The organism is Streptomyces roseicoloratus (assembly GCF_004117935.1).
In the GTDB taxonomy this organism is placed as follows: domain Bacteria; phylum Actinomycetota; class Actinomycetes; order Streptomycetales; family Streptomycetaceae; genus Streptomyces; species Streptomyces roseicoloratus.
Genome location: NZ_SDOY01000166.1, coordinates 34,665 through 47,896, shown reverse-complemented (window position 1 = coordinate 47,896; position 13,232 = coordinate 34,665). Strand labels below are relative to the sequence as shown.

Annotated in this window: 12 protein-coding genes; 8 read left to right on the top strand and 4 right to left on the bottom strand. The window is 73.8% G+C overall.

Annotated features, from left to right (window positions below; genetic code table 11):
- The first annotated feature begins 146 nt into the window (after nt 1–146).
- The 4 genes from ESG85_RS29035 to meaB all read left to right on the top strand — a co-directional run bounded on the left by ESG85_RS29035 (nt 147) and on the right by meaB (nt 6,049).
- The gene (locus tag ESG85_RS29035; protein ID WP_128984146.1) at nt 147–764 is read left to right on the top strand and encodes a histidine phosphatase family protein; all 618 of its coding nucleotides are present in this window, start codon (nt 147–149) and stop codon (nt 762–764) included.
- Between the two features lie 272 nt (nt 765–1,036).
- Nucleotides 1,037–2,854 carry a methylmalonyl-CoA mutase subunit beta gene (locus ESG85_RS29030; RefSeq protein ID WP_128984145.1) on the top strand — a complete coding sequence of 606 codons (1,818 nt, stop codon included), beginning with the start codon at nt 1,037–1,039 and terminating at the stop codon, nt 2,852–2,854.
- Entirely contained in the window at nt 2,854–5,049 is a 2,196-nt protein-coding gene (gene scpA / locus ESG85_RS29025) for a methylmalonyl-CoA mutase (RefSeq protein ID WP_128984144.1), read from the top strand. The genes ESG85_RS29030 and scpA overlap by 1 nt, the downstream gene beginning before the upstream one ends.
- Nucleotides 5,050–5,053: 4 nt before the next feature.
- Nucleotides 5,054–6,049, top strand: a complete 996-nt coding sequence (meaB, locus tag ESG85_RS29020; protein WP_128984143.1) for a methylmalonyl Co-A mutase-associated GTPase MeaB — start codon at nt 5,054–5,056, stop codon at nt 6,047–6,049.
- 84 nt (nt 6,050–6,133) lie between these two features.
- Here the strand turns inward: meaB and ESG85_RS29015 are convergent, their stop codons facing one another.
- Nucleotides 6,134–8,365: an RICIN domain-containing protein gene (locus ESG85_RS29015; RefSeq protein WP_128984214.1), complete on the bottom strand. Its 2,232-nt coding sequence runs from the start codon at nt 8,363–8,365 to the stop codon at nt 6,134–6,136.
- 253 nt (nt 8,366–8,618) lie between these two features.
- On the opposite strand from ESG85_RS29015, the gene ESG85_RS29010 reads away from it, so the two are divergent.
- On the top strand, nt 8,619–9,635 hold the full coding sequence (locus ESG85_RS29010) for a LacI family DNA-binding transcriptional regulator (RefSeq protein ID WP_128984142.1): 1,017 nt from the start codon (nt 8,619–8,621) through the stop codon (nt 9,633–9,635).
- A 206-nt stretch (nt 9,636–9,841) separates the two neighbouring features.
- On the opposite strand, the gene ESG85_RS29005 is transcribed toward ESG85_RS29010, so the two are convergent.
- Genes ESG85_RS29005 through rpmG form a run of 3 tightly spaced genes read right to left on the bottom strand, consistent with a single transcriptional unit; the run spans nt 9,842 to nt 11,395 of the window.
- A complete protein-coding gene (locus ESG85_RS29005; protein ID WP_128984141.1) occupies nt 9,842–10,996 on the bottom strand; it encodes a CobW family GTP-binding protein in 1,155 nt (384 codons plus the stop codon).
- Entirely contained in the window at nt 10,996–11,181 is a 186-nt protein-coding gene (locus tag ESG85_RS29000) for a hypothetical protein (RefSeq protein ID WP_128984140.1), read from the bottom strand. Before ESG85_RS29000 ends, ESG85_RS29005 begins: the two co-directional genes overlap by 1 nt.
- 49 nt (nt 11,182–11,230) lie before the next feature.
- Nucleotides 11,231–11,395 carry a 50S ribosomal protein L33 gene (gene rpmG / locus ESG85_RS28995; RefSeq protein WP_123456582.1) on the bottom strand — a complete coding sequence of 55 codons (165 nt, stop codon included), beginning with the start codon at nt 11,393–11,395 and terminating at the stop codon, nt 11,231–11,233.
- A 67-nt stretch (nt 11,396–11,462) separates the two neighbouring features.
- On the opposite strand from rpmG, the gene rpmB reads away from it, so the two are divergent.
- The 3 genes from rpmB (at nt 11,463) to ESG85_RS28980 (ending at nt 13,192) form a co-directional block, all read left to right on the top strand.
- Nucleotides 11,463–11,699 (top strand): 50S ribosomal protein L28, encoded by a 237-nt coding sequence (gene rpmB, locus ESG85_RS28990; RefSeq protein WP_128984139.1) that lies wholly within the window; start codon nt 11,463–11,465, stop codon nt 11,697–11,699.
- Complete coding sequence (gene rpsN / locus ESG85_RS28985; protein ID WP_128984138.1) at nt 11,699–12,004, top strand: 30S ribosomal protein S14; 306 nt, start codon at nt 11,699–11,701, stop codon at nt 12,002–12,004. Before rpmB ends, rpsN begins: the two co-directional genes overlap by 1 nt.
- Nucleotides 12,005–12,349: 345 nt before the next feature.
- A complete protein-coding gene (locus ESG85_RS28980; RefSeq protein WP_128984137.1) occupies nt 12,350–13,192 on the top strand; it encodes an arylamine N-acetyltransferase family protein in 843 nt (280 codons plus the stop codon).
- Nucleotides 13,193–13,232 lie beyond the last annotated feature (40 nt).

Genomic DNA, 13,232 nt, shown 5'->3' with positions numbered 1-13,232 from the left:
CGCCCGTCACCGTGTGCCCGTCACCCCGCGCGCTTCACCGCGCGTCGTGCACGCCCGGGCGATAGTGGCGATAGTCTCGCCGGCCCTCTCGATCGGAGCGCACGTGTCCCCTCTTCTCTCCTCCCGCCCCGCCAGGACGGCTGCCCATGGGTGACCTCCTGCTGGTCCGTCACGGCGCGACGGAGTGGAGCACCGCCGGTCGGCACACCGGGCGGACCGATCTGCCGCTGACCGCGGCGGGCGAGGCCGAGGCCCGTACCCTCGCGCCGTACTTCACCGGGCGCTCCTTCGCGTTCGTCCTGACCAGCCCGCTCCGACGGGCCCGGCGGACGGCGGAGCTGGCCGGACTGCGCGGTGCGGAGGCCGACGAGGACCTGTGCGAATGGGACTACGGCGGGTACGAGGGGCTGACCACGGCCCGGATCCACGAGGACCGGCCGGACTGGTCGCTGTGGCGGGACGGCGTTCCGCCACACCCCGACGGGCGGCCGGGCGAATCGGCCGAGGACGTGGGGCGCCGTGCCGACCGGGTGCTCGCACGCCTCGCGGCTGCGCTCGCCACGTCCGGCGAGGACGGCGTCCTCGTCGCGCACGGGCACCTGCTGCGGGTGCTCACCGCCCGCTACCTCGGCCTGCCGCCGTCGGAGGGACGGTTGTTCCTGCTGACGACGGCCACGCTCGGGCGGCTGTCGACGGAGCACGGACTGCCCGTCGTCGCCGGGTGGAACCAGCGGCCCCGGCCGGCCGCGGACCCCGCGGGGTGAGCCGTCGGGACACCTCCCGGAACACCACCCGCCGAGACGCCCATCGAGAAACGCGTCGAGAAGCCCGTCGGAACACCCGCCGAGACGCCCGCCCGGAAACCCGTCGGAACACCCGCCGAGAGACCCGTCGGAACACCCGCCGAGAGACCCGTCGAGACACCCCCGGAAACCTGACCACGGACCCGCGCCGGGGATCAAGGCCCACCCGAAGAGGTCAAGGTCACAGCGGATCACACTGCTGTGACTTCGGGCCCCTGGCCTAGCATCCGGGCATGACTGTGCTGCCTGACGACGGCCTTTCCCTGGCCGCCGAGTTCCCCGCAGCGACCCATGCGCAGTGGCAGCGCCTCGTGGCGGGCGTACTGAGCAGGTCGGGCAAGGACGTTCCCGAGACCGAGGCCGAGGACGCGCTCTCCACCGCGCTGGAGGACGGCCTGCGAGCCCGGCCGTTGTACACGGCCGCCGACGCCGCGCCGGACGCCGGCCTGCCCGGATTCGCCCCGTTCGTACGCTCCGGCCGCGCCGAGGGCAACACCGCGGGCGGCTGGGACGTGCGCCAGCGTCACCGTACGGCCGACGCCGAGGCGGTCCTGACGGACCTCGAGAACGGCGTCACCTCGCTGTGGCTGGCCGTGGGCCCCGACGGCGTCGCCGTCGAGGAGCTCGACCGGGTCCTGCGCGACGTGTACCTGGACCTGGCCCCGATCGTCCTGGAGGCCGGGCCGGAGACCGCCGCGGCGGCCGACGAGCTGCTCTCGCTGTACGAGCGCCGTGGTGTCGCTCCCGAGGCGGCCCGCGGCAACCTGGGCGCCGATCCGCTCGGCACCGAGGCGCGCACGGGCGCGGCCTACGACGGCGACGGCTTCGCCGCCACGGTGGCGCTCGCGCGGCTGTGCGCGGAGTCGTACCCGGGTGTGCGGGCGCTGACCGTGGACGCCCTGCCGTACCACGACGCCGGAGGCTCGGCCGCGCAGGAGCTCGGCTGCTCGCTGGCGACCGGCGTGGCCTATCTGCGGGCGCTCACCGGCGGCGGCCTGAGCCTCGAACAGGCCCTGGGTCAGCTGGAGTTCCGTTATGCGGCCACTGCCGACCAGTTCCTGACGATCGCCAAGCTGCGGGCCGCGCGACGGCTGTGGGCGCGGGTCGCGGAGGCCTGCGGAGCGCCGGCGGCCGGTGCGCAGCTGCAGCACGCGGTCACCTCGTCGGTGATGATGACGGCGCGTGACCCGTGGGTGAACATGCTGCGGACGACGGTCGCGACGCTCGCGGCCGGTGTGGGCGGCGCCGAGTCGGTGACCGTGCAGCCCTTCGACCACGCGCTCGGCCTGCCGGACGCGTTCGCGCGCCGGATCGCCCGGAACACCTCGACGATCCTCGTCGAGGAGTCGCACCTCGCGCGGGTCATCGACCCGGCAGGCGGTTCCTGGTACGTGGAGTCCCTCACCGACGAACTGGCCCGGGCAGCCTGGGAGTTCTTCCAGGAGATCGAGCGGTCCGGCGGCCAGACGGCCGCGCTGCGCTCGGGTCTGGTCAAGGACCGGCTCGCGGCGACCTGGGCGGAGCGTTCGAAGGCGCTGGCCAAGCGGCGCGAACCGATCACCGGCGTCAGCGAGTTCCCGTTCCTCGCGGAGAAGCCGGTGGAGCGCGAGCCCGCGCCCGCCGCGCCGGGCGGCGGTCTGCCGCGGGTCCGCCGCGACGAGGCCTTCGAGGCGCTGCGCGCCCGCTCCGACGCCCATCTCGCGGCGACCGGCGCACGGCCGCGGGTCTACCTGGCCGCGCTCGGCCCGGCGGCGGCGCACACCGCGCGGCTCACCTTCGCCGCCAACCTCTTCCAGGCCGGCGGCATCGAGCCGGTCACCGACGGCTCGTTCGCGGACAGCGGCGCCACCGAGGTCTGCCTCTGCTCCAGCGACGCGCTGTACGAGGAGCGGGCGGCGGCCGAGGCGGCGGAGTTCCGTGCCGCCGGGGCCCGGCACGTCACGCTGGCCGGGCGCCCCTCGGCGTTCCCGGACGCCGACTCGTACGTCTTCGCGGGGTGCGACGCGATCGCCGTGCTCTCCGCCACCCTCGACCGCATGGGAGTGTCCTGATGGGAATCCCCGACTTCACCGGGATCGACCTCGGATCCCCCACGCCGGCCGGCAGCGCCGACGAGTGGCGGGCCGCCGTGAAGCGCGCCTCCGGCGGGGACGACCTGCTGTGGGAGACGCCGGAGGGCATCGCCGTCAAGCCGCTGTACACCGGGCGTGACCTGGAGGACGTCGACTTCCTCGGCACGTACCCGGGCGTGACGCCGTACCTGCGCGGCCCGTACCCGACGATGTACGTCAACCAGCCATGGACCATCCGCCAGTACGCGGGCTTCTCGACGGCCGAGGAGTCGAACGCCTTCTACCGGCGCAACCTGGCGGCCGGCCAGAAGGGCCTGTCGGTGGCCTTCGACCTGCCGACGCACCGCGGTTACGACAGCGACCACCCGCGCGTCACCGGCGACGTCGGCATGGCGGGCGTGGCGATCGACTCGATCTACGACATGCGGACGCTGTTCGACGGGATCCCGCTGGACAAGATGTCGGTGTCGATGACGATGAACGGCGCGGTGCTGCCCGTGCTCGCGCTGTACATCGTCGCGGCCGAGGAGCAGGGTGTGCCGGCCGAGAAGCTGGCGGGGACCATCCAGAACGACATCCTCAAGGAGTTCATGGTCCGCAACACCTACATCTACCCGCCGAAGCCGTCGATGCGGATCATCTCCGACATCTTCGCCTTCACCTCGCGGAACATGCCGCGCTACAACTCCATCTCGATCTCCGGCTACCACATCCAGGAGGCCGGTGCGACGGCCGACCTGGAGCTGGCGTACACGCTGGCGGACGGTGTCGAGTACCTCCGGGCGGGCCGTGAGGCCGGTCTGGACGTGGACGCGTTCGCGCCGCGCCTGTCGTTCTTCTGGGCGATCGGCATGAACTTCTTCATGGAGATCGCCAAGCTGCGCGCGGCCCGTCTCCTGTGGGCCAAGCTGGTCCGGGAGTTCGACCCGAAGAACGCCAAGTCCCTTTCGCTGCGCACCCATTCGCAGACCTCCGGCTGGTCGCTCACCGCGCAGGACGTCTTCAACAACGTCACCCGCACCTGTGTCGAGGCGATGGCGGCGACGCAGGGCCACACCCAGTCGCTGCACACCAACGCGCTGGACGAGGCGCTGGCGCTGCCGACCGACTTCTCGGCCCGCATCGCCCGCAACACGCAGCTGATGATCCAGCAGGAGTCGGGCACCACCCGGGTCATCGACCCGTGGGGCGGCAGCGCGTACGTGGAGCGGCTGACCTACGACCTGGCGCGCCGGGCCTGGAAGCACATCCAGGAGGTCGAGGCGGCCGGCGGCATGGCGCAGGCCATCGACGCGGGCATCCCGAAGCTGCGCGTCGAGGAGGCCGCGGCCCGGACGCAGGCCCGGATCGACTCGGGCCGCCAGCCGGTGATCGGCGTCAACAAGTACCGGGTCGACGGCGACGAGCAGATCGAGGTCCTCAAGGTCGACAACTCGTCCGTGCGGGCCCAGCAGATCGAGAAGCTGCGCCGGCTGCGCGCCGAGCGCGACGAGCGGGCCTGCCAGGACGCGCTCGAGGACCTGACGCGGGCGGCGGGCGGCGAAGGCAACCTGCTCGAGCTGGCCGTGCGCGCCGCCCGCGCGAAGGCCACCGTCGGTGAGATCTCGGACGCACTGGAGAAGGTGTACGGGCGGCACGCGGGCCAGATCCGTACGATCTCCGGCGTGTACCGCAACGAAGCAGGCGAGTCCCCGTCCGTGGACGGCACGCGCGCGCTCGTCGACTCCTTCGAGGAGAACGAGGGCCGGCGTCCCCGCATCCTGGTGGCCAAGATGGGCCAGGACGGCCACGACCGCGGCCAGAAGGTGATCGCGACCGCGTTCGCCGACCTGGGCTTCGACGTCGACGTCGGCCCGCTGTTCCAGACCCCGGCCGAGGTGGCCCGGCAGGCCGTCGAGGCGGACGTCCACATCGTGGGCGTCTCGTCCCTGGCGGCCGGTCACCTGACGCTCGTCCCGGCGCTGCGGGAGGAGCTGGCCGCGGAGGGCCGCGAGGACATCATGATCGTGGTCGGCGGGGTGATCCCGCCGCAGGACGTGCCGACGCTCCTGGAGATGGGCGCCGCGGCGGTGTTCCCGCCCGGCACCGTGATCCCGGACGCGGCGGCGGACCTGGTGCGCCGGCTCGCCGAGGGTCTGGGGCACGAGGTGGCCGGCCCGGAGGACGCCCGGTAGCCCCATGGCCATCGACATCGACACGTACGAGAAGGGTGTGCGGGACGGGAAGCGGGCGCTGGTGGCGCGCGCGATCACCCTGGTGGAGTCCACCCGGCCCGCGCACCGCGTGCTCGCGCAGGAACTGCTGACCCGGCTGCTCCCGTACAGCGGCCGGGCCCGGCGGATCGGGATCAGCGGGGTGCCCGGGGTGGGCAAGTCCACCTTCATCGACGCCTTCGGCACGATGCTGACCGGGCTCGGGCACCGGGTGGCGGTGCTCGCCGTCGACCCGTCCTCCACCCGCACCGGCGGCTCGATCCTCGGCGACAAGACCCGGATGGAGCGGCTCGCGGTCGATCCGGCGGCGTTCGTCCGGCCCTCGCCGAGCGCGGGCACGCTCGGCGGCGTCGCCAAGGCGACCCGGGAGTCGATGGTGGTGATGGAGGCCGCCGGCTACGACGTCGTCCTCGTCGAGACGGTCGGCGTCGGGCAGTCGGAGACGACCGTGGCGAACATGGTCGACTCCTTCCTGCTGCTCACCCTCGCCCGTACCGGCGACCAGCTGCAGGGCATCAAGAAGGGCGTCCTGGAACTGGCGGACGTCGTCGCCGTCAACAAGGCCGACGGTCCGCACGCCACCGATGCCCGTGCCGCCGCCCGCGAACTCGCGGGCGCGCTGCGGCTGATGCACGGCCAGGAGGCGTTCTGGACGCCGCCGGTGCTGAGTTGCAGCGCCCGTGAGTCGACCGGCCTCGACGAGGTGTGGGCCCGGCTGGAGAAGCACCGCGCCCTGCTCGACGCGACCGGCCGCCTGGACGCCCGGCGCCGGGACCAGCAGGTCGACTGGGCCTGGTCGATGGTCCGCGACGAACTCCTCGGCCGCCTCCACTCCGACCCGTCGGTCCGCGCGCTCGCACCGGAGGTGGAGCGCCGGGTCCGCGACGGCGAACTGACGGCGACGCTGGCGGCGGAACGCATCCTCGCGGCGTTCGGGGACGGGCGCGCGGCTTCGGCGTAGCCGTCCGGAGATCCCCGAGAGGTTCCGCCGGCCGGGCCGAGCCGCGATGACGGGTGCCGCTCCGGCTCGGGTCGACCGCTGTCGTCAGACGATGGTCCAGTGCTGCAACGCGGCGCCCGTGTCCGGTTGTTGGGTGACCCGGGCGCCGTTCGCCGTCGACGCCGTGGTGAGCAGCAGGCCGCTGCCGACGGAGGCGACGGTGGAGTCGCCGGAGGGCAGCCGGACGATGCGCCAGCGCTGGTTGGGTCCGCCGTGGCAGGTCCATTGGATGACGCGGGCGCCCGCGGCCGTGGAACCGCCTTCGATGTCGGCGCACTTGCCGGACGCGCCGTTCCTCATCTCGTAGCTGCCGTCGGACTGCCGGGTCAGGGTCCACTTCTGGTTGGCGCCGCCGTTCGGCGTCCAGGTCACGAGCTGGGTGCCGTTGGCGGCGCTGCTGTCGGGGTCGTCGAGGGCCTTGCCGCCGGTGGTGAAGGTGCGGACGCCGTCGGGCGAGGACGGGGCGTCGCCGGTCGCGGTGAGGGTCAGGCTCTGCTCGCCCGCCGTGCGGCCGTCGCCGACGGAACTGCCGGTCGCGTCCGTCCAGTTGCGGACGGGCGTGGTCTCGGCGAGCCGACCGGTGTCGCCGGAGAGGCCGACGACGAGTCCGCTGTAGCGGTTGACCAGCTTGTACGTGCCGGTGGGCGCGTTGTCGGCGGCGGAGGCGCCGCGGATCACGAACCACTCCTGGCCGACGGTGGAGCCGCCCGCTCCGGCGGCGGTGACGGTCGGCTTCGCGCCCCAGGCGCGCCCGGCGGTGCCGGTGGCGGGGACGCCGAGGAGCTGTCCGGTGGCGGCGTTGGCGATGCGGTAGGAGCCGTCGCCCTTGGCCGTGAAGACCCACGATTCGAGCGCGGAGCCGGTGGCCGCGGCCACGGACGTGGTGGCTGTGCCGCCCGCGACCTGGGCGAGGACCCGTCCGCCGGCACTGCCGATCCGGTAGCTCTTCGTGGTGTCGACCGGAGCGGCGGGCCGGTCGGTGCCGATGCTCAGGTTGACGTACTCGCTGCTCGCGCCGCCGGAGCAGCCGAACGAGCAGTAGGCGCGGAAGTCCTTGCCGACGATGCCGGAGGCGGTCCGGCTGCGGCTGTCGAGGAACCAGCGGTACCAGGAGGCGGTCTTGTAGCTCCCGGTGTCGCCGAGCCGGAACCACTTCTGGGTGGTGAGGTCGTCGGTGGCGTACAGCTCCTGCGGGGCGTTGCCGCTCTGGTCGACGGCCTGCGGCTCGCCGATGTACAGGCCGAGGTGGGCGTTCCAGGTGATGTCCATGACGAACAGCGGTGAGGTGGGCGGCGTCAGGCCGGCCGCGACCTGCTGGCCGACGGTGCCGCTGTTGGCGGGGTCGTACTCCTTCGCGGTCGGCACGTAGCCGGTGGTGCTGTCGGCGCCGACCGGGACCATGGTGCTCTCCCGGCCGCCGACGCCGGGCTGGGACCAGCCGCCGCCGTACCACTTCTGCCAGGAGCCGCGGGCCATCTTCGCGGCGATCGGGGCGCGGGCGACGTGCCCGTAGAACGCGGCCCAGCCGCCGCCCTTGTTGACGATGCGGGAGCCGTAGAACACGTAGAAGTAGCCGGAGGCGGTGTCGGCGAAGAGCCGCGGGTCGCCGGTGCCGTAGTGGTAGGTCTGCTGCGGGAAGGCGGTGGTGTCGCCGCGCTTCGTGCTGTACGGCGAGGTGATGACGTGGTCCTTGACGGTCCAGGTCCTGCCCTGGTCCCTGGAGACGGCGTAGTCGATGCCGTCGTAGTGGACGCCGTCACCGAAGGGCTGCGGGGTGAACTCGTTGTGCACGAGGCCGTACCAGTCGCCGGTGTCCGGGTCGACCCACATGCCGGTGAGGTCGCAGTAGTTGCGGTGGGCGTAGCCGCTGCCGGCCGGGGCCTGGGTGGACTCGACACCGGTGGGGCTGTTGTTGCAGCGCCATGTGGTGTCGTTGTTGCGGTCGTTGGCGTTGGCGGGGTCGACCGCGTCGCTGAGGGCGGCGGACCGGGTGGCGGTGTCGAGGTCGGTGCCGGTGAAGAAGCTCCACTTCCGGGGGTCGTTCGCGCCGTAGAGGGCGTGCGCCTGCTGGAAGTAGAAGGTGCCGTCCTTGTCGATGTAGGGGCTGGCGGGGGTGTCGTCGGGGTGGGTCCAGGAGCCCTTGGCGCCGACGGTGACGGTGTACGTGGCCGTGGCGCCCGCGGGGGCGGGTGCGGGGGCGGCGAGTGCGCTGCCGCCGGTCACGGCGAGGGCCGCGGCGACGAGCGCGCCCACGAGCCTGCCGCGTGGAGCGGTCACGGGACTGCCGAGCGAGGTGGTCACGAGTACTCCCTGAAGGGGGGGGTGGGGATCGGGAGGTGCCTGTGGTGGCACGGACCATAGGGGTTCTTTGACCGGTAAAACAAGACTCCGCGCACCAGCGGGAAACCGGCCGCGGCAACGGGGGCCCTCCCCAACGCCCGGCCGTGTCAGGGCGATTGGGGGCGGCCTTGACCGGTCCGGAGGCCGGGGCTACGGTGCCACCTCACGTGAGCGGTGCGACGGGGGCGCGATGGTGACCATGCAGGACGTGGCCGAACGGGCCGGCGTCACCAAGCAGACCGTCTCGAACGTCGTCACGGGCCGGGTGGCCGTGCGCCCCGCCACCGAGGCACGCGTGCGGGCCGCCATCGCCGAACTCGGCTACGTGCCCAACCTGGTGGCCCGTTCCCTGGCGACGGGCAGCACCCGCACGGTCGGTCTGTTCGTGCCGACCGTGTCCGCGCCGTTCTACGCCGACGTGGTCGAGGAGGTCGAGGACGCGCTGGAGGAGCGCGGCTACCACCTGCTCCTGTGCACGACGCGCCTCGACGGCGAGCGCGCCCGGCGGCACCTGGCCGGGCTGACCAGCCGCTCCGTGGACGCCCTGCTGATCGCCGGCGACCAGGGACTCACGGGGCATCTGCCGCTGCTCGCGGACGTCCGCTTCCCCGTGGTGCTGTGCGCCTGGGAGGCGCCGCTGCCGGAGGGCTTCCCCGTCGTCACCGTCGACTACGAGCACGGCGGCCACCTGGCGGGACGTCATCTGCGCGAGCTCGGCCACGAACGCGTGGCGGTCCTCGCCAGTCCCGCCCACACCGTACGCGTGGAGGGCTTCCGGCGGGCGTTCCGCGAGGACGAGATCACCGTGCCGGACGGGGCCGTCCACCTGGCCGCCGCGCCCACCTTCCGCGGCGGGCTCGACGCCGCCCTGACGGCCCTGCGGACCGATCCCTCCGTGACGGCCCTCTTCGCCACCCACGACGTGCTCGCGGCGGCGGCGATGGAGGCGGCCCGCGCGCTGGACCGCTCGGTGCCCGAGGACCTGTCGGTCGTCGCCCACGACGACACGCCCGAGGGCCTGCTGTCCCGTTCCGCGCTCACCGGCGTGGTCCTGCCCAAGCGCGAGATGTCCCGGCAGGCCGTCGACCTGGCCCTGCAGGCGATCACCACCCCGCTCCGCCCGACACCCGGCCCTCGCCTCCTCCTCCCCCGCCTCACGCCCGGCACGAGCACGGCCCGCCCGGGGCCGCGCCACGGGGAGCGGTAGCGGCAGCGGCAGCGGCGAGGCAAGGCCGCGCCGACGCGCACGGGAGCGGCCGAGGGGCGGGGCGCGTCGGGGAGCGCTCCGTGAGCGGGGCGCGGCCGCACCGGGCGGCGGGTGGCGGCGCGGCGGTTGACCGGCCACGCGCCGGCGTCAGGCGGTCGACCGGCCACGCGCCCGGCAGCGGCGGTCGAGCGGCCACGCGCCCGGCGTCAGGCGGCGTCCAGCAGTGCGCCGAAGGCCGGTGGCAGACGCTTCCACGCCTCGGGACCCGAGGCGTACTCCGCGTCCGTGAGCAGGCAGGAGTCCAGGAGCCGCGCCAGACCGTCCCGGTCGAGGCCGGGCGACGTGAACACCAGGTGCTGGCAGCAGTCGCCGTGGTCCGGGTGCCAGTCCAGGGCCGCCGCCGCCCGCCGCATGGGCGGGACCCGCTCCCAGTCGGCGTCGGGCAGCGAGGCGAGCCAGGGGCCCGCGTTCTCCACGCACAGCGCGCCGCCCGCCGCGTCCCAGGCGAGCAGGGTGTCGGGGCGGTCGGCCAGCCAGAACCGGCCGCGGCTGCGGGCCGCCGCACAGCACAGGTCCTCGAGCGCCCGGTGGAGCCGGCCCGGGTGGAAGGGCCGGCGGCGGCGCCAGACCAGCGTCGCGACGCCCGCGTCGTCCGCCTCCTGCGGCAGCAGCGCACACGCGGGATCCTGGGCGGCCGCCGCGGTCTCGACGTCGAATCCGGCCAGGGCGGCCCGGGCGAGTTCGACGGAACGGGCCGGCACGCGCAGCGCCGTGGGATGCAGCTGGGCGAGCAGCGCGTGGTCCCCGTCGTCGGCCTCGCCGCTGTCGACGAGGGCGAGGACCGGCGCGTACTCGAGCTGCCTGGCCCAGGTGTCGCCGACGGTCCGCCGGTCGGTCCGCGCGGCGGCGAGGCCGGCGTCGGCCAGGTCGTCGCCGTTGCCGAGGTACGGCAGGACGAGCGCGGGGTCCACGGCGGTGATCACGCCGGTCAGGGCGAGCCGGTCGCCGCCGTGGGCGGCGATGACCTCGGCCATGGTCCTCGGCTCGACGGAGTCCCACAGTTCGACGACGGCGAGCCGGGTCGGACCGTCGTCCGCGAGGCGGGTCAGCTCCGGTACGAGGTCCTCGCGCAGCGCGCAGCAGGCGCAGTCGTCGACCAGCGGCGTCTCCCCGTACGAGAGGGTCCCGGAGGCGTCGCGCACGGTGCGGAGCACGGTGCCGCCGGGCGCGCGGGTCAGGTCGTGATGGAGCGCGACGCTGCCCGGAACGGTCCGCAGCAGGCGTTCGACGACCTCCTTGCGCGCATCGGAGTGGAGCCCGGCGACGACGACCACGGGCATCTGCTGCCGCTCGCGCCCCATCAGCGGGCTCCCTGGCGGCGCTCGGAGCAGTCGGCGCGGTAAATGCGGTAGGAGCGCTCGACGCGGCCAATGCGGCCGATGCGGCTGGTGCGACCGGTGCGCCTGTCGCACTCGACGCGGTCGGCAAGGCCGGCGGTGTCGCGGAGGACACCGACGTCGTCGGCGGGATGGATTCCCGGCTTCATGGCAGGGCCTTTCCTGACGGTCGGTTTCGGGACGTTCGGGGCCGGCGGGTCAGCGTTCTTCGCGGAAGTCGACGTGCCGGCCGGCGACGGGGTCGTACTTGCGCAGCACCAGGCGGTCGGGGTCGTTGCGGCGGTTCTTGCGCGTCACGTAGGTGAACCCGGTACCGGCGGTGGAGCGGAGCTTGATGACGGGGCGGATCTCGTTGCGTGCCATGGGCGCTAGTATACGACAATGGTTTTCATTACCGATAACCATTTCCGTCGAGAGGGGTCGTCCGACCATGTCCGCCCACTGCCAACTGACCGGTGCCAAGCCGGGATTCGGCAACACCGTCTCCCATTCGCACCGCCGCACCTCGCGCCGCTTCGATCCGAACGTCCAGCGCAAGCGCTACTGGCTGCCCAGCGAGGGCCGGTACGTGCGGCTGAGGCTGAGCGCCCGCGCGATCAGGACCGTGGACACGATCGGCATCGAGGCCGCCGTCGCGCGCATCCGCGCGCGAGGAGGCCGCGTCTGATGGCGAAGAAGAGCAAGATCGCGAAGAGCGAACGGCGCGGGAAGACCGTCGAGCGCTACGCCGCCCGCCGGGCCGAGCTCAAGGAGACCGTCCGCCGGCCGTCCTCCACGCCGGCCGAACGCGCCGCCGCCCAGGCCGAGTTGCGCCGCCAGCCGCGCGACGCGAGTGCGACCCGGGTACGCAACCGCGACGCCGTCGACGGCCGGCCCCGTGGCCACCTCCGCAGGTTCGGCCTCTCCCGGGTGCGAACCCGGCAGCTGGCACACGCCGGCTTCCTGCCGGGCGTGACGAAGTCCTCCTGGTGAGCCCTCGCGACAGCCCCGCCCGCCGGGACGCCGGGCGGGGCCGTCGGGTGCGACTGTCGGGCGGGGCTGTGGGGTGCACCTGTCGGGCGGGGCTGTCGGGCGCGGGCGGAAGTCGATGCGCGGATACGGCGTGCGGTCCGGGCGGGCACGTCACCGCAGCACACGTTGACGATCTTCCGCACCTCGGGCGACGATCTCCCGGACAGCGAGCGGAACGGCAAGCCGGTACAGGACGGAACGCCGGACCGGGGCGGCAAGCGGCCCAGGTCGGCGCGCGGACCGCGGCCGGCGCGCGGGACAGGGGCGGCGAGCCCCACCGGGACGGCCATGGAGCAAGGGGGGCGCATGATCGACGTCGACGGGTATCTGGCCGTGCTGGGGGTGCCCCGGCCTCAGTCGCCGACCGCGGAGGCGCTGTGGGCGCTGCACCGGGCCCACGGGGAACGGGTCGCGTACGAGAACCTCGACATCCACCTGGGCCGCCCCACCGGCATCGGCGCCACGGAGTCCGTCGCCCGGATCGCGCGCGGGCGGGGCGGCTACTGCTTCCACCTCAACGGAGCCTTCGCCGCGCTGCTCCGGGTCCTGGGGTACGACGTCACCCTGCACCGGGCCGGGGTGCGGGAGGAGGAGGGCGAGGATCCGGCGGGCCCGGCGGGCAACCATCTCGCGCTCACCGTACGGCTCGACGGCGAGCGGTGGCTGGTCGACACCGGCCTCGGCGACGGGATCCACGAGCCCCTGCCCCTGCGCGAAGGCACCTACGTCCAGGGGCCGTTCACCTATGCGATGGCCCTCTCGACGGTGGTGCCCGGCGGCTGGCGGTTCACCCACGACCCCCGCGGCTCGTTCAGGACGATGGTCTTCGCGCCGGAGCCCGTGGAGCTCTCCTCCTTCGCCGACGAGCACGTCCGGCTGTCCACCTCGCCCGAGTCCGGCTTCGTCCGGGTCCTCACGGCCCAGCTCCGCGGCGCCAAGGCCGTGGACGTCCTGCGCGGATGCGTGCTGCGACGGATCGACGCCCAGGGCACGGAGGAGCGGACCATCGACACGGCCGAGGACTTCCACGACGTGCTGACCGGGCTGTTCCGGCTGGACCTGTCCGACGTCGGCGCGTCCGCACGCGCCGGGCTCTGGGACCGCGTGCGCACAGCGCACGAGAAGTGGGAGGCCGCGGGCCGGGAGTGAGGGCCGCCGGAGGGTGCGGACCGGGCATCGGTCTCCGGCC

Coding starts and splice junctions, on each gene's coding strand:
- ESG85_RS29010 (WP_128984142.1), top strand. CDS start 8,619: ATGGTGACCATGCAGGACGTGGCCGAACGGGCCGGCGTCACCAAGCAG.
- meaB (WP_128984143.1), top strand. CDS start 5,054: ATGGCCATCGACATCGACACGTACGAGAAGGGTGTGCGGGACGGGAAG.
- scpA (WP_128984144.1), top strand. CDS start 2,854: ATGGGAATCCCCGACTTCACCGGGATCGACCTCGGATCCCCCACGCCG.
- rpmB (WP_128984139.1), top strand. CDS start 11,463: ATGTCCGCCCACTGCCAACTGACCGGTGCCAAGCCGGGATTCGGCAAC.
- rpsN (WP_128984138.1), top strand. CDS start 11,699: ATGGCGAAGAAGAGCAAGATCGCGAAGAGCGAACGGCGCGGGAAGACC.
- ESG85_RS29000 (WP_128984140.1), bottom strand. CDS start 11,181: ATGAAGCCGGGAATCCATCCCGCCGACGACGTCGGTGTCCTCCGCGAC.
- ESG85_RS29030 (WP_128984145.1), top strand. CDS start 1,037: ATGACTGTGCTGCCTGACGACGGCCTTTCCCTGGCCGCCGAGTTCCCC.
- ESG85_RS29005 (WP_128984141.1), bottom strand. CDS start 10,996: ATGGGGCGCGAGCGGCAGCAGATGCCCGTGGTCGTCGTCGCCGGGCTC.
- ESG85_RS29035 (WP_128984146.1), top strand. CDS start 147: ATGGGTGACCTCCTGCTGGTCCGTCACGGCGCGACGGAGTGGAGCACC.
- rpmG (WP_123456582.1), bottom strand. CDS start 11,395: ATGGCACGCAACGAGATCCGCCCCGTCATCAAGCTCCGCTCCACCGCC.
- ESG85_RS28980 (WP_128984137.1), top strand. CDS start 12,350: ATGATCGACGTCGACGGGTATCTGGCCGTGCTGGGGGTGCCCCGGCCT.